This is a genomic window from Cytobacillus gottheilii (assembly GCF_001636345.1).
GTDB classification, from domain to species: Bacteria; Bacillota; Bacilli; order Bacillales; family Cytobacillaceae; genus Cytobacillus; species Cytobacillus gottheilii.
This window is the reverse complement of record NZ_KV440945.1, coordinates 2,301,456-2,324,081: the sequence shown is the minus strand read 5'-3', so window position 1 is coordinate 2,324,081 and position 22,626 is coordinate 2,301,456. Positions and strand designations below refer to the sequence as shown.

Below are 22,626 nucleotides of genomic sequence, written 5' to 3'. Positions count from 1 at the left end.
CCCTCAAATTTACTGATAATGTCTGTCTTTGATTTCTGCAAGAGAATTGAAAAATGGAGAAGCTTTAACAATTAAACATGATGCAGCTGCTGCACTGCTTCAATGGATAAAATAGAACTCCTTTGCAAAAAACAAAGGAGTTTTTACTTTTATGCCTTATCTGTTACAACTGTATTGCTCTTTTGAATATATTTTTTCACTGCTTTATAGCCAACAAAGTTTTTATTTTCTTCGTCCCATAGTTTAAAGCGTAGAGATTCCAGACTTTTGGCCATCGTAATGGTTGGAGCATGCTGCAGTGCCTCAGATTCATTATGCGCCTCTTCTAAAAGGTAATTGGGCACTCTTGGACTCAAATGATGCACATGGTGGAAACCAATGTTTCCAGTCAGCCATTGCAGTATTTTGGGAAGTTTGTAATAAGAACTTCCTTCAACCGCCGCCTTAACATACTCCCACTCTGAATCTACTTCAAAGTATGATTGTTCAAATGTATGCTGAATGTAGAACAGCCAGATCCCTGCAGATCCTGAGAGAAGAAAGATTGGCAGCTGAACCAGCAGAAAAGCTTCCCAGCCGATTAACCAGCACAATCCGCTATATAGAGCTGCTATTGAAATATTCGTTATATATGTGTTAAGTCGCTCTTTCCATTTTGCATCCTTACGGTTAAAGCGATTGATAATTAAAAATTGATAAATAGGTCCTAATCCAAACATAATGAATGGATTACGATAAAGCCTGTACCCTACCTTTGTCCAGAACGGTGCGTCTATATATTCTTGAACCGTTAAAACCCATATGTCTCCGGTTCCGCGCTTATCAAGGTTGCTGCTTGTCGCATGGTGGATAGAGTGATCACGCTGCCATTGGGTAAACGGGAATAGCGTTATAATACCGGCAATGGTACCGATAATTTTATTGGCTTTTCTGCTTTTAAAAAACGAATTGTGACAGCAATCATGAAAGATAATGAAAATCCGGACTAAAAATCCTGATGCAATGACAGATAGAGCCAAAGTTAGAAGGTATGATACCTCTAAACTTAAATAGGCTGCATACCATAATGCAAAAAAAGGAACTAAAGTGTTAATTAATTGTCTAATGCTTGCGTTTCTATTGGCCTTTTCAAATGGCGCCATTTCTTTTTTTAAGCTAGTGAGCAGCTGTTTTGTCATGAATTCATTTCCTTTCATGTGTTTATATATCTATCATAAGAAAACGATATCAATCCGAAAAGACATAGCTGTCATACACGTTACATGATAAATGTCATGGTCACCTGTTATTTTCTAAATCAACAACCATTTTAAATAGAAACTGATAGCTATGTGAAAGTACTTCCTCAATCGTCATATCTTCTGAAAATCCATTGAGATAGCTGATCGGCAAATTGATATCCCATAATCCATCATTTCCATTAAAAAGAATTGAATACTTTGCTTCTGGAGGGAATTTTTCAGATAGTATTTTTCGAAGGTGATCTCCATACTTTTTTTGCTTTTTCAGACCAAATATAATGTCATATGTATGAAAGACATCGTTTTCTTCAAGTATTATTCCTTCAATTCCTATGTTTTCAAACCACTTTGATTCCATATATAAAAATTCCTGCTGATTTGATCGTAAATAAGAGATCTTATCTTGTAAAAAAGAAGCTGTTTCTTCACCTAAAAACTCTTCTGTTTCTTTGTTTCCTCGTTCAATGTACAGATCAGTCCATCTTTGCTGTGATGGCAGAACTTCATTGATTTCTTCTGCGGAAATCAGGCTGTTTGCGATTGCATACTCTTTTTCCTCATTAAATAGCTTAATTGGCTGTTGTTCTAAAAGTTTCTTTATTTCTGCAGTAAGCATTTTGCACCTCTTCTATTATTATTTTCTATGTTTTCCATATCTTTTTTTCGAATGATGTTCTCTGTTTTGTTGCGGCTGTTGTGGTTCCATTGTCCTTTTGGAGAGATTAGCAGATAAATCATTTTCAATCTGTTCAAGTTTGGACGTTTCCGCTCTAGTATATAATGTGATCGCCAACCCTCTCATGCCAGCTCTTCCAGTCCTGCCAATGCGGTGAATATAGCTGTCTGTATCAAGTGGAATGTCATAATTAAAAACATGTGTAACACCTTCGACATCGAGTCCGCGGGCTGCGACATCTGTTGCTATTAAAAGTTGAAACTCATTCTCTCGGAACGCTCTCATCGTTTCTTCCCGCTTTGCCTGGGAAAGGCCGCCGTGCAGCTCAGCACATGAAAATCCTTTTTCCATTAAAGATTGATATAATTTCGTCACTCTCCTTTTGGTTCTGCAAAAGATAATCGCTAAGAATGGACGATGTGTACGCAAAATATCAATCAGCGTTTGCTGCTTGGCACGATCAGTTGTATAGTAGGCAAGCTGTTTGATATGTTCAGCTTTTTTATATAATTTTTTCGTTTCGATCAGCCGCGGATCATTCATATATGATGCTGATAGCTTTTTAATATCCTCAGGCATTGTAGCAGAAAAAAGCAGCGTCTGTCGTTTAGCTGTGCACGCAGAGATGATTTTTTCAACTTCATTAAGAAAACCAATATGGAGCATTTGATCTGCTTCGTCAAGGACCAGCATTGATACATGTGATAAATCAATGCTGCCTCTATTCATATGGTCTATGATCCTGCCTGGCGTTCCAACAGCAATATGGACTGAGCTGCTGAGAGATGACAGCTGCTTTTCAACATCCTGACCGCCATAGACCGCCAGCACATTGAGACCTTCCTTAACATGAACCAATTTTTCCAGTTCATCAGTTACTTGAAGAGCGAGCTCTCGAGTGGGTGTAACGATTAAGGCTTGAATGATATTTAAGGCCGGATCCACATGCTCTAAAATAGGCAAAATGAACGCAAATGTTTTCCCTGTTCCTGTCTGTGCTAATGCAACAAGATCGTTTCCTGCAATGATCTGTGGAATCGCTTTGTTTTGAATATCTGTCGGATGAATAAATCCAGCCTGTTCAACAGCTGCTGCAAGGGAAGGAGATAATCCTAATTGATTAAAATTCGGCAAACAAACTTCCTACTTTCTTCTATGTATTCGTTACATATCATGCTTGTAAATACAAAAAAATGCAAGTGCACAAATGAATGATAGAGAGTTGCTTTTTTATATATTAAAAAAAGACTGCCTATATTATGCAGTCTTCAACCATTGCTTAGTTTTCGTCTTTTTCAGGAAGCTCACATTCATCGCCAGAGCAGCTTTCTGACTTCGTTTCAAAGTCAAACGTTTTGAGAACTGGCGTTTCATTTTCTTCTTCCCATACTTTTTTGAGAGCACCTTCAAAGGTCTCCTGTGGCTGCGCACCAGAAATAGCGTATTTATTATTGATAATAAAGAAAGGAACACCAGTGATCTGATATTGCTGTGCCAGTGCTTCATCTATTCTTACATCATTGGCAAATTTAGCTTCATCTGCCAGCACTTCTTTTACTTCATCTCCAGAAAGTCCTGCTTCTTCTGCCACTGCAATAAGTGTTTCATGATCACTTAAGTTTTTGGACTCTGTAAAATACGCCGCAAGCAGCTTTTCCGTTACAACAGCTTCTTTGCCTTTTTCACCAGCAAATTTTGCCAGACGGTGAGCATCGAATGTGTTTGTCGGTTTCATTTCATCAAAAACGAATGTTAAACCTTCTGCAGCTGCCTGCTGTTTCAATCCTTCATTTGTCTGCTTTGCCTGCTGTACTGACATGCCATATTTAGCAGCCAGCATTTCATGTATGTTCTCACCATTATTTGTTTTCGCATTCGGATCTAATTCAAAGCTTTTAAATTCCACTTCGACCTGCTCACTATGTTCAAATGCAGCAATGGCCTTTTCTAATCTTCTTTTTCCTATATAACAGAATGGGCATACAAAATCTGACCATACTTGAATTTTCATTAATAATCATCCTCTCTTGCCATCATCATAGCATATTGTTTAACAGAAACGCTGAATTGATGCTCAACATGCAGGAAATGACCAGGGAACAAAAAGCAGAATATGCCCCCTACAGAAAAAAGTGACAAACTTTCTTGTATACAGCAATATACTGTAACAAGCAAAGACATGAATGTACTGGACGGCCAAAACAAAAAATGAGTGGTGATTGGATGGAAACCGAACAGGAAAACAGCTTTGTTTTTCAAAATCTGCAAGAGACTGCGATGTCATTTGATGATGTTTTTAGTAAAATTATCTCTTTTATGAGACTTGATCCGCGCTCCAGTTTTCGGCTGATGGTTGGAACTGATTCACAAGTCCATCCTGATAAAACCTTGTTTATTACGGGAATTGTCATTCAAAGAGAAGGAAAAGGGGCATGGGCATGCATTAAAAAAATGAGTTTAAAACGAAAAATGCATTCACTTCATGAACGAATTTCGTATGAAACTGCCCTGACAGAAGAAGTTGTGTCTTTATTTACCAATGATAAAAAAATACAATTGGCAGACATTGTGCTCCCTTTTATATATAGCGGCGCATCTTTTGTAATGGAAGGGCATCTTGATATTGGAGCCGGCAAGCGGAACAAAACGAGAGAATATGTACAGGAAATGGTTGCAAGAATTCAATCAGCAGGCTTTGAACCCGTCATAAAGCCCGATGCATTTGTTGCATCGAGCTACGCAAATAAGTATACAAAATAAATCGTACATGGAGCAGGCTGCTAAAGCCTGTTTTATTATTTTTTAAATAAATCCTTGCCCTCTTACTTAATTTCTTTGAATTGGCGCTAATGGCTGTTCTGCCTTTTCAGCAACCGCTTCAGTCAGTTCCTTTGTGATTTCCGGCAAGGAGGATTTCATAATGGAATTAGCCATTTTCGCCATCATTCCTTCTGCTGTTAAGTCCAAAAATCCGGTCATTTCGACTTTCTTACCTTCCGATACTTGCGCAGAGAAATAGCCGCTACCTGATAATTTTTCGTTAATACCAGTAAGTTGAAAGGCTACTTTGTGCGGTTCTGACCATTCTGTAATATCTACTTGTAATTCAATTTTCTTTTTCATTACACCAATATCTGTGTAAAAACTCCATAATGATTGATTGTCATTGACCTTTCTGTGACTAATATATCCTGGAACAAGCGGTGCCCAATTGTCCATTACATGAACAAAATTCCATAATTGCTGAATTGGTAGGTCAACTTCCACTGTATGACTGTAATTTGGCATAGAAGACGCTCCTTTTTTTGAAGTTAAAACTAGCTCATTACCATGTTTATACAGTGCTAGACCAATTCATGCCAACATAATGGCACATAGCAAAAATCATTCCGTCCATGATTCTTCAAGGATTGAAATAGGCCTTTAAACAAATAATAAACAAGAGATATAGAGAAAAAGGAGTGAAATCAGTGAAAGCTGTCACATACCAAGGACCAAATACAATATCAGTTGATCATGTGGAAGACCCAGCTATAACGAAAAAGGATGACATTATTGTAAAAATTACAACAACAGCGATTTGCGGATCAGATTTGCATCTGTATCAAGGAAACTTTCCTTTGCCTCCAGGGTATATCATTGGACATGAGCCGATGGGAATCGTGGAAGAAGTCGGACCAGAAGTGACAAAGGTCAAAAAAGGAGATCGTGTTGTTGTTCCTTTCAATGTTTCCTGCGGAGAATGTCAATATTGCAAAAGTGATGAAACCAGCCAATGTGATAATTCAAATCCACACTATGATTCGGGCGGCTATTTCGGCTATTCAGAAAAATTTGGTGATCACCCAGGAGGCCAAGCGGAATACTTAAAGGTTCCTTTTGGCAACTTTACTCCATTTAAAATCCCTGAATCCTGTGAGCTTGAAGATGAATCCCTTGTATTCTTATCAGATGTTATTCCAACAGCTTATTGGAGTGTCAAGAATGCTGGTGTTAAAAAGGGTGATTCGGTCATTATATTAGGAAGCGGGCCAATCGGCTTAATGGCGCAAAAGTTTGCTTGGCTTGAAGGGGCTTCACGGGTAATCGCCGTTGACCATTTACCCTACCGCCTTCAGCATGCTGCTGCAACGAATAAAGTTGAAACCTTTGATTTTACCGATTATCCAGATATGGGAGAACATTTAAAAGAAATCACAAAAGGCGGAGCAGATGTCGTCATTGATTGTGTTGGCATGGATGGTAAAAAATCACCGCTGGAATATATAGAACAAAAAATGAAGCTTCAAGGCGGGACACTTGGTCCTATTCAAATTGCAACAAAAGCTGTCCGAAAGTCAGGTGTTGTTCAATTGACAGGTGTATATGGAGGAAATTACAATCTCTTTCCGCTTGGAGCTTTTTTCTCGAGAAACGTTACATTAAAAATGGGACAGGCTCCAGTTATACCGATTATGCCCGAGTTATATAAGCAGATTACTGATGGATTGTTTGATCCTACTGAAATAATCACACATAAGATCACATTAGATGATGCTCCTAAAGGCTACAAGGTGTTTAACAATCATGAAGATGATTGTATTAAAGTTGTTTTGAAACCATAACATAAATAAAGACGCAATACATTCACATAACAGGTGTGAATGTATTGCGTCTTTTTTGTTTGCAGATGCTTTTACCTTTTATAGTATCGTTGACGATATGGGCGAGTTTGATGGCAATCATCACAAATTTGAAAATCATGTTCCCAAGGAAGCTGTTTGCCGCATCGTTTACATTTTTTTGTTAAGTTGCGAACATCTGAATTTAGCTTGTCATGAACATGCTGGCTGATTTCTTCCCTTACCCGTTCCCAGTACAGTGCTTCCGTTCTTTGATCGAGCCTGTACAAAAATAACAAATGAAGCCCAATTGCTTTATAACTCAGCTCTAGTTCTTCTAAGTTTTTATTTTTTAAACGCGGCTCTGGCATCTCAGAACCATCGACAATCGCATACATCGTTTCTTCCCAAAGTCTGATTAAGTCTGTCTCTTTTTTTGAAAAAGGCAGATGCAAAAAACCATATAGATCTGTTAAAGGCAGTTTTGCCTCAATCTCGGTACCGCGAACAATACTATATAGCTCCCGTTCTTCATGTAGTGCCGCTTTAACTGTACCTGCCGGACTTTCAAATTTATCCCATAGCTCAAAAAATAAGCCTAGATCGCGGGAATATTTTTGAAAGCGTTCGAAAACGCCCTGTGTAGGAGCGATCGCAAAGGAAAAAACAGGTTCATCTTTCATAAGCAGAAGCTGCCCCATTTCCTTCACGTCTTTGACAAAGCTGACCATTCCTTTATTGTAAAGACCCTTCCTTCCAGCTCTGCCGGCAATTTGCTTCACTTCCTGTGATGTAAGCTGCCTGCGTCTTGTGCCGTCAAATTTCTCATTTTCAAGAAAAACAACGCGGCGGATCGGCAAATTAAGTCCCATTCCAATGGCATCAGTTGAAACAATAACAGTTGTCTGCCCATTGACAAATTGCTGTACTTGCTTTTTTCTTGTTTCTGGCGGCATACTGCCATAGATCATACTGACTGAATGTCCTGCGTTCTGCAGTCTTGAAGCTGTCTCAAGTACTTTTCTTCGTGAAAAGCAAATGAGCGCATCCCCTTTTTTAACAAATTTAAACTGAAACTCTCGATCCTCGACTTGCAGCGGCGTATCCCTGGTATACTCTTTCACAGTGACATCGGAATCTTCGAGCAGCTGAAGCAGCATCGGTTTTGCACTTTTACTGCCGATTATATGAACTTCTTTTGCATTCGCTTTTGTAATCGCTTTGTACCATGAAAAACCGCGATCCTTATCGGTAATCATTTGTGCTTCATCAATCACAATGATGTCATAATATTGTTTTTCATAATACATTTCGACGGTACAAGCCATATGGGCAGCATTGTCTACAATTTTTTCTTCTTCACCCGTTTTTAATGAACATGGTGTACCATCTTGATTTAGCTTTTCAAATACCTCTAATGCTAAAAGGCGAAGCGGAGCTAAATAGATGCCACTATCTTTCTTTTTCATCTCTTCAAGAGCATGATACGTTTTCCCTGTATTTGTGTCACCGATGTGGAGCGTAAATTTCACTGGCCGATCAACTGACGGACTATATTCGGCTCCAAATATATCAGAAAGCATTCTCTCTTCTTCTTCTTTCTTCCTTTTTCGCTCTGCTCGTTCCTCCTGTTCCCGCTTTTTGCGCTCAGCGAGGTGTTCTTCATACAACTGATCATGAACAGACTCTTCAAATGGAAGCTTCGCTAATCCTAAAAGATTTTCTGCATACTCATCTTGAATTAATTCAATAAAATGCTCCGTCAATTCTCCAAACAAATAAGAAACCTTTTTCTTTAAAATACTGCCAGTAAGTGCTTTCTCATAAACATTTTCGTATTGTTCAAAAATGGAATGCGGCATATTTTCCAACAGCATTACCTGCAAGGCTTCTGATAAAAAAGAACGAATAGCTCGTTCATAAATATAAAAGTAGGTTTCATATTCAAAATACCATCTGCCTCTATACATGGTCTTATGAATATTGCCTGTAAGCTCTTCAAAGAAATCTCCCATTTTGCTGAATGGTTCGAAAGAAAATGCACCGATTTCTTCCAGCTGCTCTTCAAGTGCTGTTGTTTCAATTTTTCTATATCGAACCTTTGCTGATACATCATTTAAAAGCTGCTTTGCAATATGATATCTTAGCTTCAGGTAAAGAGATCTTTCATTTTGAATAATCAGACCTTCTGTTAAGTTCTCAATCACCTCATGAAGTTTTTGCTTTTCCATCTCTTTATTGCGGACAGCCTGCTTTAACTTGAATTGTTTTCGAGCGTGATTAAAACGTTCATTCCATTTATCATCCTGATGAGAGAATCCTTCCAGCAGCCATCTTTCAGCATCAAATGGCCGGTAATCACTAATCTCTTTTTTAAAAAGCTGATTGATCAGTTTTTTGTCAGCTGAAACGGTCTCAATGCCCTTCTCTTCTAAATACTGCCGTTTCTTATGTCTGGACATTTTATTGTGCGCCTTATTCACCCAGACATTTTTCCAAATTTGTTCAATATAAATTAAACGATCCTGCATATATTCCTGAAAGGATGGCTGCACACTCCTGCTGCCTAGATAAGCATCCAAATCCTCTAAAATTTTTTCTTTTGTATGTTGAACTGCGTCCTTATGAATATAATCGAGAAACTCCATTTATGTACCCCTTTTATGTAAAATAACGTCTAGTTTTCTTATTGTATCATGATCAATACTTATACATCGCTGTTTATCCTTTATTATGAAGTTACGAAGTGAAAATATCCATAATACACCCCTATTCTCTTTTGAAATGAGTATAAGCTTATCATTTTTTGCAGTAGTATTAATTTTTTGAAAACAACTGTAAAGTTCTGAAAAAAAGAATTGACACCTCATCAAAATCCTCATATAATTTATCTAGAATTAATACATCTTGAATTAAAGATAAATAAATAATAACTATTTGGAGGAGATTTAAAATGGCTAAAACAAAATGGGCTTTAGATCAAACACACAGTGCGGTAGATTTCTCAATCAAACACATGATGATTGCAAATGTTAAAGGTTCTTTCAAAAAGTTTGATGCAGTGATTGAAGCTGATACTACTGATTTAACAACAGCAACGATTGAATTCACAGTAGACCTTGCAAGCATTGATACAAGAAACGAAGACCGTGACAACCACCTTCGTTCAGCTGATTTCTTCGATGTAGAAAATCACCCGGTATTAACGTTTAAAGCAACAAACATCGTAAGCGAGGGTGATGGAGATTATCTAATTACTGGTGATCTTACGTTAAACGGCATTACGAAATCTGAAACATTAAATGCAACTTACGAAGGTTCTGGAAAAGATCCATGGGGAAATGAAAAAGCAGGCTTTAGTGTTGAAGGTGTTCTTAAAAGAAGCGATTATGGTCTAACTTGGAACACAGCATTAGAAACTGGCGGCGTTTTAGTCGGCGATAAAGTAAAAATTCAACTTGAACTTCAAGCAGCAAAAGCTGAATAATTTTCAAACGAAAAAGAGGCTGTGACATAAGTATTTAACACACTCATAGAACCGAATGGTTAGGAAGTTATCTTTCTAATCATTCGGTTTTTTATTTATGATTATAAAATATATTTTATTAACATGAGTGAAATGGAGCGGAGGACCCTCGACTCCTGTGGGCAATAGAGGAAAAGGTGAGACCCCGCAGAAGCTTAGCTTCGAGGAGGCTCAGCTTGTGATCCCACGAAAAAACAGGGTCCGCAGCGCAGTGGAACGGACTTGTTTAAACACCCAAACCAAGATAGTGAATATTCGTGTTTTAGAAAGATTAATTTCGTTTTGTCCCAGCCTCTTTCTTTTATCTGGTCCGCATAGTATGATTGTGTCACTGATACAATGATTCAGGGGGAAAGTATAGATGAGTGTACATAAAGCTATTACTAATCATGTGAAGAAACAAAACAGCAGAATCACAGAGTTTATCAGACTTGATCATGAAAGAGAACGTTATATTGATATTGCTGTTCAAAATTGTCAGGCTGGTAAGGCATTTAGTGTGACTGAAATAAATGCAATCACAGGAAAAATGAACGAATTAGCCAAGCTGGGAGCTGTTCCCCAACGAAAAATTGTCACGGCAGAAATGGTTGAAGAATATGCTGAAAAATTAGGAACATCCTGAAGACTTCTTATTCCCATGGGAAGTCTTCTTTTTCTTTTTCAAAGGCCATTTCACCCGTATATTTATAATGGTTTAAGTCGATCCTCTGATCTTCTTGAATGAAAACACCCTCATTTTCTAACAATTCCTTCTGCCTATTAGCAAGTTCTTGATTATGTAAAACAATTTTCCCTTGCGCATTAACCACTCGATGCCATGGCAGCGAATACTTTTCACTCATAGAATGCAAAATTCGGGCTACTTGTCTTGCTCCCCTTTTGCTGCCTGCAATGGCAGCAATCTGACCATAAGTCATTACACTGCCAGAAGGTATTTCTTTAATAATTTCCAGTACTTTTTCTGTAAAAGGGAGCATACTGAAATACCTCCTCTCTTATTGCTGTAACTCTGTTAATTGTTTATTTACCAGCTTATATATATCGACTATCTCATTGAGTTTCATGCGAACAAGTCCACTAGATGAAGGAGCGACAAAATCAATGATTCCCGGTACAACAGAAGTTTCTTGAATACCCCAAGGAATCTTTTTCTTTTTTGCCAGTTGCTCATATACTCCCTTTCCTACATAACAGGCAATTTTAGGATGGTATGTTTGTAGCTTTTCAGCGAGAAGTAATCGTCCTTCATTGTATTCTTCTTTGGTTATTTCATCTGCAGCCTTTGTTGGACGTGCCACGATATTTGTTAACCCATAGTTTAACTCTAATAATTCCTGATCTTGTTCAGGCAAATATTGATAAGGCGTCAAGCCTGATTCATGAAGGATCTTCCAAAAACGATTGCTGCGGTTCGCGAAATGATGGCCGGTTTCAGATGATTTTATGCTGGGGTTAAAACCAATAAATAACACATCCAAATCCGGGCATATTATATCATTTACTGGCTTCATAGCGCACCTCTTTTTTATTTGTTTAAAAAAACACATAGAAAAAGAGCCGAAGTCGACTCTTTTTCAAATGATTATGCTTCAGTAACGACTACTTTCTCCATTACATCGCCATTATTCATATCTGTTACAGCATCCATACCTGAAGTTACTTTACCAAATACAGTATGCACACCATTTAAGTGCGGCTGTTGCTCATGTACGATAAAGAATTGGCTTCCGCCCGTATCTTTTCCGGCATGTGCCATAGATAAAGAACCAACTTCGTGCTTATGAGGATTTCCTTCTGTTTCACATTTGATTGTGTAGCCAGGTCCGCCAGTTCCTGTTCCGTTAGGGCAGCCACCTTGGCTAACAAATCCAGGAATTACACGGTGGAAAGTTAATCCATCATAGAACCCTTCATTTGCAAGCTTTTCAAAGTTTGCAACCGTTCCAGGTGCTTCATTAGGATATAATTCGAATTCTACTTTTTTACCGTTTTGCAGTTGTATGTATCCTTTTTTAGTCATTAAAAGCATCTCCTTTGTTTAAAATCCTCTTACATATTACCATTAAACTGTACAAGAACAAAATTATTTGCAGTTTAATATAGGAAATGCATGGTTTCAGAATCTTATAAATCAACCAAAGAATTCGAAAAATAATAGTAAGATTAGAATAATAATTCCGTAAAATGATAAATGCAAGAAAACAGTAGTTAGATTGTACTTTAGATTATCAAATGAGATCGCTGATTTTTTCGTTCTGGGCCGCATGCTATCCACCTTCCTTAATTAAATAGTATCCAAAAATGAGATTTAGGACAATATTATTACGACAAAAAGAGGGGATAGCGGCATTATTCTGCTGAAAAGAGGATAAAAGAACTATAAAAACATTCTGTTCCTTTGATAGGCTGAGATAAACGGAATATACAAATCATTAAAGTATAGCAGCCTGTAAATCGAGTCCGTTCCATTGCGCTTCGGTCACTCGCTTTCCACGGGGAGGAAGCTGAGCCTCCTCGTCGCATTCGCTCCTGCGGGGTCTCACCCTTTCCTCTATAGCCCGTTGGAGTCGAGTGCCCTACGCTCCATTTCACTTACAAATAATCGCATATTAATAAGAACCAAAAATCTAATTTCAAAAGGCTTTTATAACTTTATCAGATGAATAGTTGTTTAAACTCTTTTTAGTCTTACGGTTTTTTTCACCTTATTCATTTTGGTTTAGGAACTTCTCAATTCTTTCATCCAATTCCTGCAGGCTTTTAAGGGCGCGGTCGTATTCTAAGGTGCGGTAGTGATGGGCACCGCCTGGTTCTTCATCTAATTCGTCAGCTGTTTTGACAATAGTTTGCAGCGGAGTACGGATCACTTCGCCTCCTGGCATAAATGAGTCAGTGTGAAAAAGGATAGCTAGCGCAATTTCCTTAGCTTTGACCGGATTTTCACCAAGTCGGATAAGCAGTTTATGGGCTCTTTCAGCACCTTTTATGGCGTGAATATCGTTCTTTTTATATAAATCATAATCCCATTTTCCATTTTTGTACCAAGTATAATGGCCAATGTCATGAAGGAAGCCTGCTTTGGCAGCACTGTCTGGATCAACTCCTTGCTCTTTTGCCAGACGAAATGCATGATAACTGACAGCAATAGCATGGGCCAGACCCGAACGTGTTACATATTTTTGTGCAATTCTGTGCTGATAGATCTCAGTTAAGGTAACATCCCTCATGTTCCACTCTCCTTACCATCTAGAAAGATATCGATATCGTCATCTTACATTTTTTTACCCATCTTTTTTTGCTTTAACATAATATCATATGATTTTTCAATGATATCGGTTAGAACGTCTCCTTTATAAACACGTCCAAATTTTGTATTCTCCTGATAATATTCGACGATTTCATCTAACTTATTATTCGTATCTTTTTTTAATCTTACATTTACCTGGATTCTTTGATCTGAACTCATATTTATCACCTCATATAGCATATGATAACATAAATATAGCAAAATGCTAGCAGTTGATAACATGAATATTTCTCTCTTATTTACTAAGTATTCTTGTGTTGTCTCGCATTTTTTCATTCACTCTTCCTTGCATACGCTAAAAGTGTATATAAGACTTTTAAGAGTATTAAAATCAGTCAAATCTGCAGCTAACAAAAAAAACAATAGACTGAAAAGATTTTTTAGGATCTTTGTCTGTCTATTGTTCGTATAATCTCTTAAATGAAATGATAAACTTTCTATAGTTGAGCAAAAAGAATTAATTCTAATTTCCTTTTATTTCTCCCCATTTTTCTTTTAAGAAGTCGCCAAATTGATCTAGTTCTTCTATTCCCTTATTTAAGCTTTCTTTCCATTTTGGCATCTCTTCTTTAAGTTTTCCTTCAATCTTTTCAGCTTGTTCTTTTAACGTTTCTTCGACATCTTTTCGGATTTCTTCTGCGTTCAAACGCTCTTCCGTAAAGTTCTCCATTTCCATATGCTGAACCGATTGCTCCATAATCGCACGGAATACAGGGACTACAGTTTCGGAACTGCTGGTTGATAAATAATGCTCACGATCAGTTTTGTCATAACCGAGCCAGACAGCTCCAACTAAGTTCTTTGTATAGCCGACAAACCACTGATCTTTTGTACCATTAATATCTCCATATGGAAGCTGTGTTGATCCTGTTTTACCGGCAATCTGTACATCATCCATTTTCGTGCCTGTTCCTGTACCCTCATCAACGACCCCTCGGAGCAGAGCCGTCATTTCTTCAGAAACCTTTTTCGATGTTACTTTAACCGTTATTTTTTTTCTTTCGGCAATTACTTTCCCTGTAGGGCCTTCGATCTTCGTAATAAGGTGAGCATGATTTCTTTTTCCTTCATTAGGGAAAGCAGCGTATGCTTCTGCAAGCTTTAACGGGGAAATACCGCTTCGCATGCCGCCTAATCCGATTCCTAAATATTCATCTTCATCTTGCAGGGGAATGCCAAACCGAGTTAAAGCGTCAATTCCCTTTTCTAATCCAATTTCATTTAGAAGCCAGACAGCTGGTGCGTTGATTGATTGCTCTATGGCTTTTCTCATTGTTACTTCTCCAGCATATTGCTTTGAAGCATTTTCAGGCTGATAATCACCGTAAGTTTGAAGCTCATCTTTCAGCATAGATTCTCCTGTGTAGCCTTCCTCCAGAGCAGGTGTATAAACAGCAAGTGGCTTTAATGTTGAACCAGGCTGCATTTTAATATGTGTAGCTCTGTTAAAACCGCGGAATACATGTTCTCCTCTTCCACCTACTAAAGCACGAACTCCTCCTGTTTCAGGATCGAGCAGTACGCCACCGCTTTGAACAATCTCCCCGCTCCTGCCTTGTGGGAATAATGAGTCTCTGCTGTAGACAAGTTCTAACCCAGATTGCAGATTTTGATCCAGTTCTGTATATATTTTATAGCCTCTAGTAAAAATCTCTTCTTGTGTTAAACCATACGTGTGAATCGCCTCATCAAGAACAGCATCGATATAATATGGATATTTACGTTCCATTGCCGTTCCTGATCCTTCTTTTAATACAATTTTTTCTGCTTTTGCATCGCTGAATTCTTGCTCTGTAATATATCCTAATTCGTTCATTTTACTTAATACAACATTTCGCCGTTCCATCGAACGATCATAATTCTTATTCGGATCCAGAACAGATGGTGACTGCAGTAGTCCTGCCAGTACAGCAGCTTCGCTTATGGTAAGTTGTGATGGCTTTTTGCTGAAGTATGTGTTAGCTGCACTGCTGATGCCCCATGCTCCACTGCCAAAGTATACTTGATTCAAATACATTTGCAGGATTTCATCTTTTTCATACTTCTTTTCAATTTCAACGGCTAAGAAAAGCTCCTCAGCCTTGCGGCGATACGTCTGTTCTGTTGTTAAAAGAGCATTTTTCGTTAATTGCTGTGTAAGCGTACTTCCCCCGCCAGTAATTTTTCCTGCAAACAAATTACTGAAAAAGGCCCGTGCGATCCCCTTAACATCAAAACCATTATGCTCATAAAAACGCTCATCCTCAATGGCGATGACTGCATTCATTACATGCTCCGGAATTTCTTCAATTGATACACCTTCTGCACGATTAGAAGCTAATTTTGCTGCTGCATCTCCATCTTTATCATATATAACGGTTGACTGCCTGAGTCCATCCTGCAATGTCTCGACATTTGCTGTCGCAGCTAAAAAAGCAAAGAACAAAATGGTAAACAATATTGCCGATAAACCCAGCAATAAAATGATTTGTGTCAGATGGAACTTTTTCCAATAACGTTTTATATTTTCCCAAATGGGCTGTAATCTGCTCATATCTTTCTCCTTTACAGTACCTTTTGAACTCAATCTTCCTGATGCTAGATACTATTACTATATATTAAACGTAAAATAGAGAGAAAGGTTTCATATATGATCAATAAATCATCAAGTCAATAGGCTGGCAGAATCCATCAGACGTCATTACGATGTTTTAAGTGGAGTTAAATTCGCTTCTATTTCTGCTCTTTTATGTTCCAGATACGGAGGCAGCGCCAGTTTTTCACCAAGCGTATCTAAGTGTTCATCCTGCAAAAATCCAGGTCCATCTGTAGCCAGTTCGAATAAAATCCTATTTTCATCTCGGAAATAAATAGATTTAAAATAATATCTTTCCACGATACCTGAATTGCCAATACGCAATTGCTTTAAATACTCTGCCCACTTACTTAATTCAACCATGTTTTCAACTCTAATGGCAACATGATGCACGCTTCCCCGGCCAGGTCGCTCTTTTGGCATGTCCGGCTGTTCCTCAACATGAATTTCGGCACCTGTTCCTCCTTCACCTGTTGAAAAAACATAGTATGTGGTTGTGCTGCTTCCTTTTACTCTTGTATATTTTCCACTTTCCTTATACTGGAGAACGTTGGTTAAAATATGAGCTGTTTCTTTTATGCTTTTTACTGTCAGTGCAACCGGACCGAGACCAATTATAGCGTGTTCAGCAGGAACTGGACCTTGTCTCCAAGGCTCTCCCCCTTTGACACCTCTATTATTCTCATCTGATACAAGTGATAGCCGCTGTCCTTCATGATCTTCAAAAGCAACGACCTTTCTGCCCGCATATTCAGTGATATCATCATGTTTTACTCCGAATTGAACAAACCGATCGATCCAATAGAAAAGTGCACGGTCATTTGGAACTCTTAGAGCTGTTTCAGAAATACTACTATGTCCTGGATAAGTTCTCCCGGCATTTTTAATTTCAAAGAATGTTAAATCAGTGCCAGGTGATCCGCTCTCATCAGCATAGAACAAATGGTACATTGTTGTATCATCTTGATTTACTGTTTTTTTCACAAGACGCAAACCGAGAATTTCCGTATAAAAATGATAGTTTTTCTGGGCATTTGCTGTTAAAGCTGAGACATGGTGCTGTCCTAGTATTGGTTTTAAGTCCATAGTAATCCCACCGCTTTCAATTTATTTGCCTAGTCTTATTATATCTTACTTCATTGCATTTACTTGAGTCATTAAATAACCAGCCAGCACTTTGGAACGTACTCTTGCGGCTGCGTATGGGGGTTTTGCTCTCATTAAGTCTTCAACTGGCATTCCCAGCCAGACAACCTTCTCATCAAAAATGAGGAATGGAAACGGCAGCGGATTTGGATACTGATCGTTTATCTGTAAAGAATTGATTTTCTGATCAGATAACAAAGTCAATTCGACTCCTTTTCCTCGCTCATTTAGCAGATTGATCCATTCGTCAGGCAATCTATTGCTAGAGGACAGACCAAAAATAATCCCTTTATTTGTTCGCTGAATATCGGTTTTAACAAGATCAAGCCTTCTTGCATGCAGCCATTTTAAATTCATATGCGGAGTTTGAATCCAGGTTCCAATCTGCTGCTGTGAAACTGCTTGGTGGTTCCTTTCTTGATGGGAAACGAGCTTGCGCCATGTTTTTTCTTTTGCTACGGTCTTTTGGACAAATTCTGCATCTGCAATATGAATAAATTTCCCTCTGGATCTTGTAATCGCAACATTTATTAATCTTTCACTATCTTTGCCTGTTAAAAGCATTCCAGGACGAGTATGAGAAAAACTGTCTGTTGAATCAAAAATCATTACATCCTTTTCACTGCCTTGAAAACGATGAACAGTAGCAGCAAGAATATCCGATTTCTCTAATTTCTCACCATAAAATTCATTAAGAAGCTGCTCCATTAGGTTCGCCTGAGAACGATATGGCGTTACATAGCCAATAGATTGAATTCCAGCTGAATATGCTTCATGCAAGACTTGAAAAGATAAAAGCAGCTGCCATAAATTCACTCGTGAGCGAGACGTTCTTTCTGTCATTCCGTATGTCCCTGCACCGGCAGAATTTAGCAGGATAGAGGCATTCTGAGGAAATGGCTGAAGTTCTGCAATGACATTACGCGCTTGTTCAACCCCTGGAAAATCATCCACAAGAGAATGATAGACATGCTTATTTGTGAAGGCAGAAATCTGTGGATGCATCCTTCTCTGTTCTTTTAACAAAAATAGGTGAGGATGCAGCTTACCTTCTCCGATCCAATTTGTCACTTTTGCATGATGGAAAATATCTTCCTTAAGCCACTGATTGACAATGAGACTGTTTGCTGAGGCAATTGGCGGCAGCTGCTTAAAGTCTCCGCATACGATTACTCTTTTTCCTATGGATGCCGCAAAGGCAATTTGCGGGGTATACGCCATACTTGCTTCATCAATGATAATAACGTCAAATTCACTTTCATAAATGCTGGCATCTCTAGCAGCTTTTGAAAGTGTGACACCAACTATTCTTGCTTCTTTTACTAACTTCATTTCCTTCTGACGTATTTTCTCAAGTAGATTTGATAGCTTTTTTTCCACAGCCAGCAATGTATCCGTATCTCTTCCGCTAAATGAGTTTGATAGATCGTGTTTTAATAGCCTTCTTTCCTGTAAAAGCTCTTCCTTCTCTTTTCCAATCTGGTTTTGATCGGCAGACAATAGATGAGCAGCTGTCAGTTCCGGATGTATAGCAAGCGTTTCACCCGTACTCATCCCATAGCGGAGCATGTCACCTTCGTGAAATTTGCCTTTCTTTTTCAAAAAAGCAGCTGTTTCGGCCATTAGAACATCTACTGCCTGATTACTCTGGGCGAGGATTAATACTTTTTGATTCTTTAAATACTTATTGACTGCTGTTCGAGCCAATGTATATGTTTTTCCAGTTCCGGGTGGTCCCCATACGTATGTTACTGGATTATATTTGGAGCGAAGAACAAGTTCATGTACATTTGAGCCAGCCTTTTCAGAAGGATGCTTATCCTCCATATCCGGATTCATGAGACGCTGGACTCTTGCTCGTTTTCTTTTGCTTTTTTTTAATTCTTCAAGCCTTGTATGCAATTCATCTAACAATTCCCATGGATCATAATACAATTGCAGCTGTGATAGTTCATTCCCTAAAAAGGCTTCAAGTGCAAGGATCATATTTTCTCCTTCAGATGAAAGAATCCGTCCTTGCACCTCTCCAGTTCCCCATACAATACGTACTAATGAACCGACCGGGATCTTAATTTGTATTGCCGTTTCAAAGTAATAATTAAATTTTTCCTGTTTAGATAGTAATCTGCCGTTAAAAAGGGTGTACCTTGTGCTTCCTTTTGTTTTTAGAAACATAATCTCTGATTGCAATGCTTTTTGCCATTCTTTTATATATGTTTTAACCGTTGTCATTTTATCCCTCAGTACTGTTACTTTTGAAGTAAAAAAAGAAGAGCGAAATCGCTCTTCTTTTTGATTACATATTATACTTGCAATCCATAGTTTTTGCAAAGTGAGGCAAGACCGCCAGAGAAACCGCTGCCGACGGCATTGAATTTCCAGTCATTGCCGTGACGGTATAATTCACATACTACCACTGCTGTTTCAATAGAGAAATCTTCACCTAAATCAAAACGGAGCAGTTCCTGACCATTTGCTTCATCTACTAAGCGCACAAACGCATTAGAAACTTGTCCAAAGTTTTGTTTTCTTAGTTCAGCATCATGTATGGTAACAGTGATCCCAATACGGTCGACATATGACGGTATAGATGAAAAGTCAACGATCAGCTGCTCATCATCTCCATCTCCCTCACCTGTACGGTTATCGCCTGTATGGATAACGGCGCCGCTTGGATGCTGAAGGTTATTATAAAAGATAAAATCGTGATCATTAACACATTTGTTCTGTGCATCAACGAGGAATGCAGACGCATCAAGGTCAAAATCCTGTCCGCCCTGGTACTTATTTGTATCCCAGCCTAGTCCAATAACTGCTTTAACTAGTCCAGGATTTGTTTTCGTTAAGTCTATTCTCTGTCCTTTTGAAAGCTGAATACCCATTTTTCCTGAGCCGCCTCCTTACTCTTTCTTATAAAAAGCTAAACTTATACTTGTAAACCAAAGTCAGTTGCAATGCGAGCAAGACCGCCTTGGTAGCCTGAACCTACCGCAGAGAATTTCCATTCGCCTGCATGACGATATAATTCACCAACCACAATAGCTGTTTCAATAGAGAAGTCTTCTCCAAGATCATAACGAATGATTTCTTCATTTGATTCTTCATTCACGATTCGTACAAAAGCATTGGAAACTTGTCCAAAATTCTGACCGCGGTTTTCACCGTCATGAATCGTAATAACGAAGGAAATTTTTTCGATTCCCGCTGGTACTGCTGATAAATTTACCTTAACTTGCTCGTCATCGCCATCTCCTTCACCTGTACGGTTGTCTCCAGTATGTACAACGGATCCAGCACCGCCTTCAAGCTGATTGTAGAAGATAAAATCTTTCTCAGAAGCACACTTGTTTGATGAATCCAGGAGAAATACACTTGCATCTAAGTCAAAGTCATTTCCACCGTCATATTTGTTTGTATCCCAGCCAAGACCAACAATTACTTTTGATAGACCTGGATTTGTTTTCGTTAAGTCAACTTTTTGCCCTTTTGATAATGAAATAGCCATTTAAATCATCCTTTCCATGTTATAAGTGAAATTTTAATTTCATAATACATTTTTGCAGACTGTTCTAACTAAGAATCTTAAGCAGCCTAAAGATATTATTGATCTTGTTTGCGGCTATAATCAACTTTCTTGTGCAAACAGTCTTTTTTTACATATGTACACTATTAGTTTAAACGTTATCATTCATTCAGTAAACTGATATGGTCATTAATCTGCAAAATTCTGTCTATTCTTAGGGATCTGCCTATTTTCGCCACATTTTATGGGTAAAACACATATACTGACAATTAACAGGAATAACAAGCATCAATTGGGGTGGTCATTTTGTTAAAAAAAGAAAATCAGGAAGGATCTCTTAAACTATTTACAAATGATGAAGAGCACCTGACTGATAATAATCAAGATTCTTTTCGTCTTAATTATCTGCAGGATCTCTTGAAACAGCAGGCTGTTATAAATGAACAGCTTTCCGATCATAGTCGCACTATGGAGAATAGATTATCTTCCTCTTATCAGGCAATGAATCATCAAGTCCAAATATTAAAAAGCAGTCATCAAGAGCAATATGAAAATGTTTTACATCAGCTGCAGGTACAGGATACATTAATATCTAAATTCATTCTATTTACCGAAAAGCAAGAGAGCAATAATGCCATAATCATGGAGCGCTTATCTTCCTTAGAAGAATCAAACACTATAATCGTTCAACTGCTTCAGCAAGAAGAAGCGCTTCATGAAGAGATGCTAAATCAGCTGCACTATCAGGATGCATCAACTCAAAGCTTAGCACGTAAACTGGATGTTCTGGAAACATTTTCTGAACAGCTGACTGAGAAAATGGCAACTCAGGAATTAGTGAATGAAGAATTAGATAAAAAGATGGATGTTCAAGAAATGTTCCATAACACTGTTATGGAAAGACTTGATCAGCAGGAAGCTTTAACAGATAAAATGATGCGGCAGCTGGATTCTCTTAAATCGGCCATTTATGAAAGAGCATCCTATCTTTCCGAGAAATTTGAAACACAATTCAAACTCATTGCAAAGCCTGTGCAGAGCTTTTTTCTTAAACAAACAGATATGAAAGATGAAGAGCAGAAAAAGATTTAATCATACAAAAAAGCCCAATGCTTATCATTAAATACTGAGCATTGGGCTTATCTATTAAACTTTTAAACATTAGCTTTTACAAACTATGTATTAGTTTAGTCTAAAATTTTTACATTTACTGTTTTTCTTCCCCAGTTAAGTGCATCTTGCTTTTCTGGCATGAATACGTCAATTTTATTGCCTTTAATGGCTCCGCCAGTATCTCCTGCAATTGCTTCGCCATAGCCTTCAACAAATACTCTGCTTCCAAGCGGGATTACAGAAGGATCGACGGCAATGACCTTTTGATTCGGATTTTGTTTTAAATTAATTCCAGTTGCTGTAGTACCAGAACAGCCATTACAGCTTGCTGTATACGCTGTAGCCTCTACTGAAATCTCCTTTACAGCACCCTCACTTGCTGTTTTGACAGGCTTAGATGCTGCTGTCTTAACTGTGCTTCCGCCCTCATTTGCTGCTGAAGCAGTTGACCCAGGGAAAATGACAATCTTTTGACCTAAGACAATGATGTCACCTTTTATTTGATTCCATTCTTTTAATTGCTCAACAGTGACTTCATTCGCTTTGGCTATACTCCAAAGTGTATCTCCTTTTTCCACTGTATATGCTTTCTCTCTATGAATATCCAAAACTTGATTAACGACAATTTTATCAGATGACAGGCTGTTCCAATCCTTAATTTGTTCAACACTGACATCATATTCTCCTGCAAGCTTCCAAAGTGTATCTCCTTTTTGGACGGTCACTTCCTCAGCTTGTACGGCTGCTCCTGCTGTACTGAAAAAAACAGCTGCTGCTGCCATGGTTACGAATGATTTTTTCATGTTGTACCTCCTCGTATAGCTTGTATTCGCTAACGGGAATAATCATAACATGAAAATCGCTCAAAAAAAGAACAGCTGTTTTATAATACAGTTACAGTTATAACAGGAACAT

22 protein-coding genes are annotated in these 22,626 nt (G+C 38.2%); 5 read left to right on the top strand and 17 right to left on the bottom strand.

Going from position 1 to position 22,626, the window contains the following annotated elements; translation table 11 throughout:
* Positions 1–149: 149 nt before the first annotated feature.
* The 4 genes from desA to A6754_RS11235 all read right to left on the bottom strand — a co-directional run bounded on the left by desA (position 150) and on the right by A6754_RS11235 (position 3,928).
* Positions 150–1,178, bottom strand: coding sequence for a Delta(5) desaturase DesA (desA, locus tag A6754_RS11250; RefSeq protein ID WP_066445266.1), 1,029 nt, complete (start codon positions 1,176–1,178; stop codon positions 150–152).
* Positions 1,179–1,278: 100 nt separating this feature from the next.
* Positions 1,279–1,857, bottom strand: a complete 579-nt coding sequence (locus tag A6754_RS11245) for a hypothetical protein (protein WP_066445264.1) — start codon at positions 1,855–1,857, stop codon at positions 1,279–1,281.
* A gap of 18 nt (positions 1,858–1,875) precedes the next feature.
* Complete coding sequence (locus tag A6754_RS11240) at positions 1,876–3,051, bottom strand: DEAD/DEAH box helicase (RefSeq protein ID WP_066445260.1); 1,176 nt, start codon at positions 3,049–3,051, stop codon at positions 1,876–1,878.
* A gap of 145 nt (positions 3,052–3,196) precedes the next feature.
* Positions 3,197–3,928 (bottom strand): DsbA family oxidoreductase, encoded by a 732-nt coding sequence (locus A6754_RS11235; protein WP_066445257.1) that lies wholly within the window; start codon positions 3,926–3,928, stop codon positions 3,197–3,199.
* Between the two features lie 212 nt (positions 3,929–4,140).
* Between A6754_RS11235 and A6754_RS11230 the strand changes: the two genes are divergently transcribed.
* Positions 4,141–4,677 carry a ribonuclease H-like YkuK family protein gene (locus tag A6754_RS11230; RefSeq protein WP_066445255.1) on the top strand — a complete coding sequence of 179 codons (537 nt, stop codon included), beginning with the start codon at positions 4,141–4,143 and terminating at the stop codon, positions 4,675–4,677.
* A 66-nt stretch (positions 4,678–4,743) separates the two neighbouring features.
* Here A6754_RS11230 and A6754_RS11225 read toward each other — a convergent pair whose 3' ends face one another.
* Complete coding sequence (locus A6754_RS11225; protein WP_066445253.1) at positions 4,744–5,205, bottom strand: SRPBCC family protein; 462 nt, start codon at positions 5,203–5,205, stop codon at positions 4,744–4,746.
* A gap of 182 nt (positions 5,206–5,387) precedes the next feature.
* On the opposite strand from A6754_RS11225, the gene A6754_RS11220 reads away from it, so the two are divergent.
* The gene (locus A6754_RS11220; RefSeq protein ID WP_066445251.1) at positions 5,388–6,521 is read left to right on the top strand and encodes a zinc-dependent alcohol dehydrogenase; all 1,134 of its coding nucleotides are present in this window, start codon (positions 5,388–5,390) and stop codon (positions 6,519–6,521) included.
* A gap of 71 nt (positions 6,522–6,592) precedes the next feature.
* On the opposite strand, the gene A6754_RS11215 is transcribed toward A6754_RS11220, so the two are convergent.
* A complete protein-coding gene (locus A6754_RS11215; protein ID WP_066445245.1) occupies positions 6,593–9,166 on the bottom strand; it encodes a helicase-related protein in 2,574 nt (857 codons plus the stop codon).
* A 305-nt stretch (positions 9,167–9,471) separates the two neighbouring features.
* Between A6754_RS11215 and A6754_RS11205 the strand changes: the two genes are divergently transcribed.
* A complete protein-coding gene (locus A6754_RS11205) occupies positions 9,472–10,005 on the top strand; it encodes a YceI family protein (RefSeq protein WP_066445239.1) in 534 nt (177 codons plus the stop codon).
* A 400-nt stretch (positions 10,006–10,405) separates the two neighbouring features.
* Positions 10,406–10,669, top strand: coding sequence for a YpbS family protein (locus tag A6754_RS11200; protein WP_066445236.1), 264 nt, complete (start codon positions 10,406–10,408; stop codon positions 10,667–10,669).
* A 7-nt stretch (positions 10,670–10,676) separates the two neighbouring features.
* On the opposite strand, the gene A6754_RS11195 is transcribed toward A6754_RS11200, so the two are convergent.
* The 10 genes from A6754_RS11195 to A6754_RS11150 all read right to left on the bottom strand — a co-directional run bounded on the left by A6754_RS11195 (position 10,677) and on the right by A6754_RS11150 (position 20,580).
* Positions 10,677–11,024 carry an MGMT family protein gene (locus A6754_RS11195; RefSeq protein WP_066445231.1) on the bottom strand — a complete coding sequence of 116 codons (348 nt, stop codon included), beginning with the start codon at positions 11,022–11,024 and terminating at the stop codon, positions 10,677–10,679.
* 18 nt (positions 11,025–11,042) lie between these two features.
* Positions 11,043–11,558 (bottom strand): G/U mismatch-specific DNA glycosylase, encoded by a 516-nt coding sequence (gene mug / locus A6754_RS11190; protein WP_066445229.1) that lies wholly within the window; start codon positions 11,556–11,558, stop codon positions 11,043–11,045.
* 71 nt (positions 11,559–11,629) lie between these two features.
* Positions 11,630–12,067, bottom strand: a complete 438-nt coding sequence (locus A6754_RS11185; RefSeq protein WP_066445226.1) for a peptidylprolyl isomerase — start codon at positions 12,065–12,067, stop codon at positions 11,630–11,632.
* Between the two features lie 685 nt (positions 12,068–12,752).
* Entirely contained in the window at positions 12,753–13,274 is a 522-nt protein-coding gene (locus A6754_RS11180; RefSeq protein ID WP_066445221.1) for an HD domain-containing protein, read from the bottom strand.
* Between the two features lie 44 nt (positions 13,275–13,318).
* Positions 13,319–13,513: a hypothetical protein gene (locus A6754_RS11175; RefSeq protein ID WP_066451587.1), complete on the bottom strand. Its 195-nt coding sequence runs from the start codon at positions 13,511–13,513 to the stop codon at positions 13,319–13,321.
* A gap of 304 nt (positions 13,514–13,817) precedes the next feature.
* The gene (locus A6754_RS11170) at positions 13,818–15,887 is read right to left on the bottom strand and encodes a transglycosylase domain-containing protein (RefSeq protein WP_066445217.1); all 2,070 of its coding nucleotides are present in this window, start codon (positions 15,885–15,887) and stop codon (positions 13,818–13,820) included.
* A gap of 147 nt (positions 15,888–16,034) precedes the next feature.
* Positions 16,035–17,015 (bottom strand): ring-cleaving dioxygenase, encoded by a 981-nt coding sequence (locus A6754_RS11165; RefSeq protein ID WP_066445211.1) that lies wholly within the window; start codon positions 17,013–17,015, stop codon positions 16,035–16,037.
* 45 nt (positions 17,016–17,060) lie between these two features.
* The gene (locus A6754_RS11160) at positions 17,061–19,307 is read right to left on the bottom strand and encodes an AAA domain-containing protein (protein ID WP_066451586.1); all 2,247 of its coding nucleotides are present in this window, start codon (positions 19,305–19,307) and stop codon (positions 17,061–17,063) included.
* 71 nt (positions 19,308–19,378) lie between these two features.
* Positions 19,379–19,957 (bottom strand): TerD family protein, encoded by a 579-nt coding sequence (locus tag A6754_RS11155; RefSeq protein WP_066445209.1) that lies wholly within the window; start codon positions 19,955–19,957, stop codon positions 19,379–19,381.
* A 44-nt stretch (positions 19,958–20,001) separates the two neighbouring features.
* Positions 20,002–20,580, bottom strand: coding sequence for a TerD family protein (locus A6754_RS11150; protein ID WP_066445207.1), 579 nt, complete (start codon positions 20,578–20,580; stop codon positions 20,002–20,004).
* A gap of 324 nt (positions 20,581–20,904) precedes the next feature.
* Between A6754_RS11150 and A6754_RS11145 the strand changes: the two genes are divergently transcribed.
* Positions 20,905–21,690 (top strand): hypothetical protein, encoded by a 786-nt coding sequence (locus A6754_RS11145; protein ID WP_066445204.1) that lies wholly within the window; start codon positions 20,905–20,907, stop codon positions 21,688–21,690.
* 95 nt (positions 21,691–21,785) lie between these two features.
* Here A6754_RS11145 and A6754_RS11140 read toward each other — a convergent pair whose 3' ends face one another.
* The gene (locus A6754_RS11140; RefSeq protein ID WP_066445202.1) at positions 21,786–22,514 is read right to left on the bottom strand and encodes a LysM peptidoglycan-binding and 3D domain-containing protein; all 729 of its coding nucleotides are present in this window, start codon (positions 22,512–22,514) and stop codon (positions 21,786–21,788) included.
* Positions 22,515–22,626: the final 112 nt, after the last annotated feature.

Coding starts and splice junctions, on each gene's coding strand:
- desA (WP_066445266.1), bottom strand. CDS start 1,178: ATGACAAAACAGCTGCTCACTAGCTTAAAAAAAGAAATGGCGCCATTT.
- A6754_RS11245 (WP_066445264.1), bottom strand. CDS start 1,857: ATGCTTACTGCAGAAATAAAGAAACTTTTAGAACAACAGCCAATTAAG.
- A6754_RS11235 (WP_066445257.1), bottom strand. CDS start 3,928: ATGAAAATTCAAGTATGGTCAGATTTTGTATGCCCATTCTGTTATATA.
- A6754_RS11230 (WP_066445255.1), top strand. CDS start 4,141: ATGGAAACCGAACAGGAAAACAGCTTTGTTTTTCAAAATCTGCAAGAG.
- A6754_RS11225 (WP_066445253.1), bottom strand. CDS start 5,205: ATGCCAAATTACAGTCATACAGTGGAAGTTGACCTACCAATTCAGCAA.
- A6754_RS11215 (WP_066445245.1), bottom strand. CDS start 9,166: ATGGAGTTTCTCGATTATATTCATAAGGACGCAGTTCAACATACAAAA.
- A6754_RS11205 (WP_066445239.1), top strand. CDS start 9,472: ATGGCTAAAACAAAATGGGCTTTAGATCAAACACACAGTGCGGTAGAT.
- A6754_RS11200 (WP_066445236.1), top strand. CDS start 10,406: ATGAGTGTACATAAAGCTATTACTAATCATGTGAAGAAACAAAACAGC.
- A6754_RS11195 (WP_066445231.1), bottom strand. CDS start 11,024: ATGCTCCCTTTTACAGAAAAAGTACTGGAAATTATTAAAGAAATACCT.
- mug (WP_066445229.1), bottom strand. CDS start 11,558: ATGAAGCCAGTAAATGATATAATATGCCCGGATTTGGATGTGTTATTT.
- A6754_RS11185 (WP_066445226.1), bottom strand. CDS start 12,067: ATGACTAAAAAAGGATACATACAACTGCAAAACGGTAAAAAAGTAGAA.
- A6754_RS11180 (WP_066445221.1), bottom strand. CDS start 13,274: ATGAGGGATGTTACCTTAACTGAGATCTATCAGCACAGAATTGCACAA.
- A6754_RS11175 (WP_066451587.1), bottom strand. CDS start 13,513: ATGAGTTCAGATCAAAGAATCCAGGTAAATGTAAGATTAAAAAAAGAT.
- A6754_RS11170 (WP_066445217.1), bottom strand. CDS start 15,887: ATGAGCAGATTACAGCCCATTTGGGAAAATATAAAACGTTATTGGAAA.
- A6754_RS11165 (WP_066445211.1), bottom strand. CDS start 17,015: ATGGACTTAAAACCAATACTAGGACAGCACCATGTCTCAGCTTTAACA.
- A6754_RS11160 (WP_066451586.1), bottom strand. CDS start 19,307: ATGACAACGGTTAAAACATATATAAAAGAATGGCAAAAAGCATTGCAA.
- A6754_RS11155 (WP_066445209.1), bottom strand. CDS start 19,957: ATGGGTATTCAGCTTTCAAAAGGACAGAGAATAGACTTAACGAAAACA.
- A6754_RS11150 (WP_066445207.1), bottom strand. CDS start 20,580: ATGGCTATTTCATTATCAAAAGGGCAAAAAGTTGACTTAACGAAAACA.
- A6754_RS11140 (WP_066445202.1), bottom strand. CDS start 22,514: ATGAAAAAATCATTCGTAACCATGGCAGCAGCAGCTGTTTTTTTCAGT.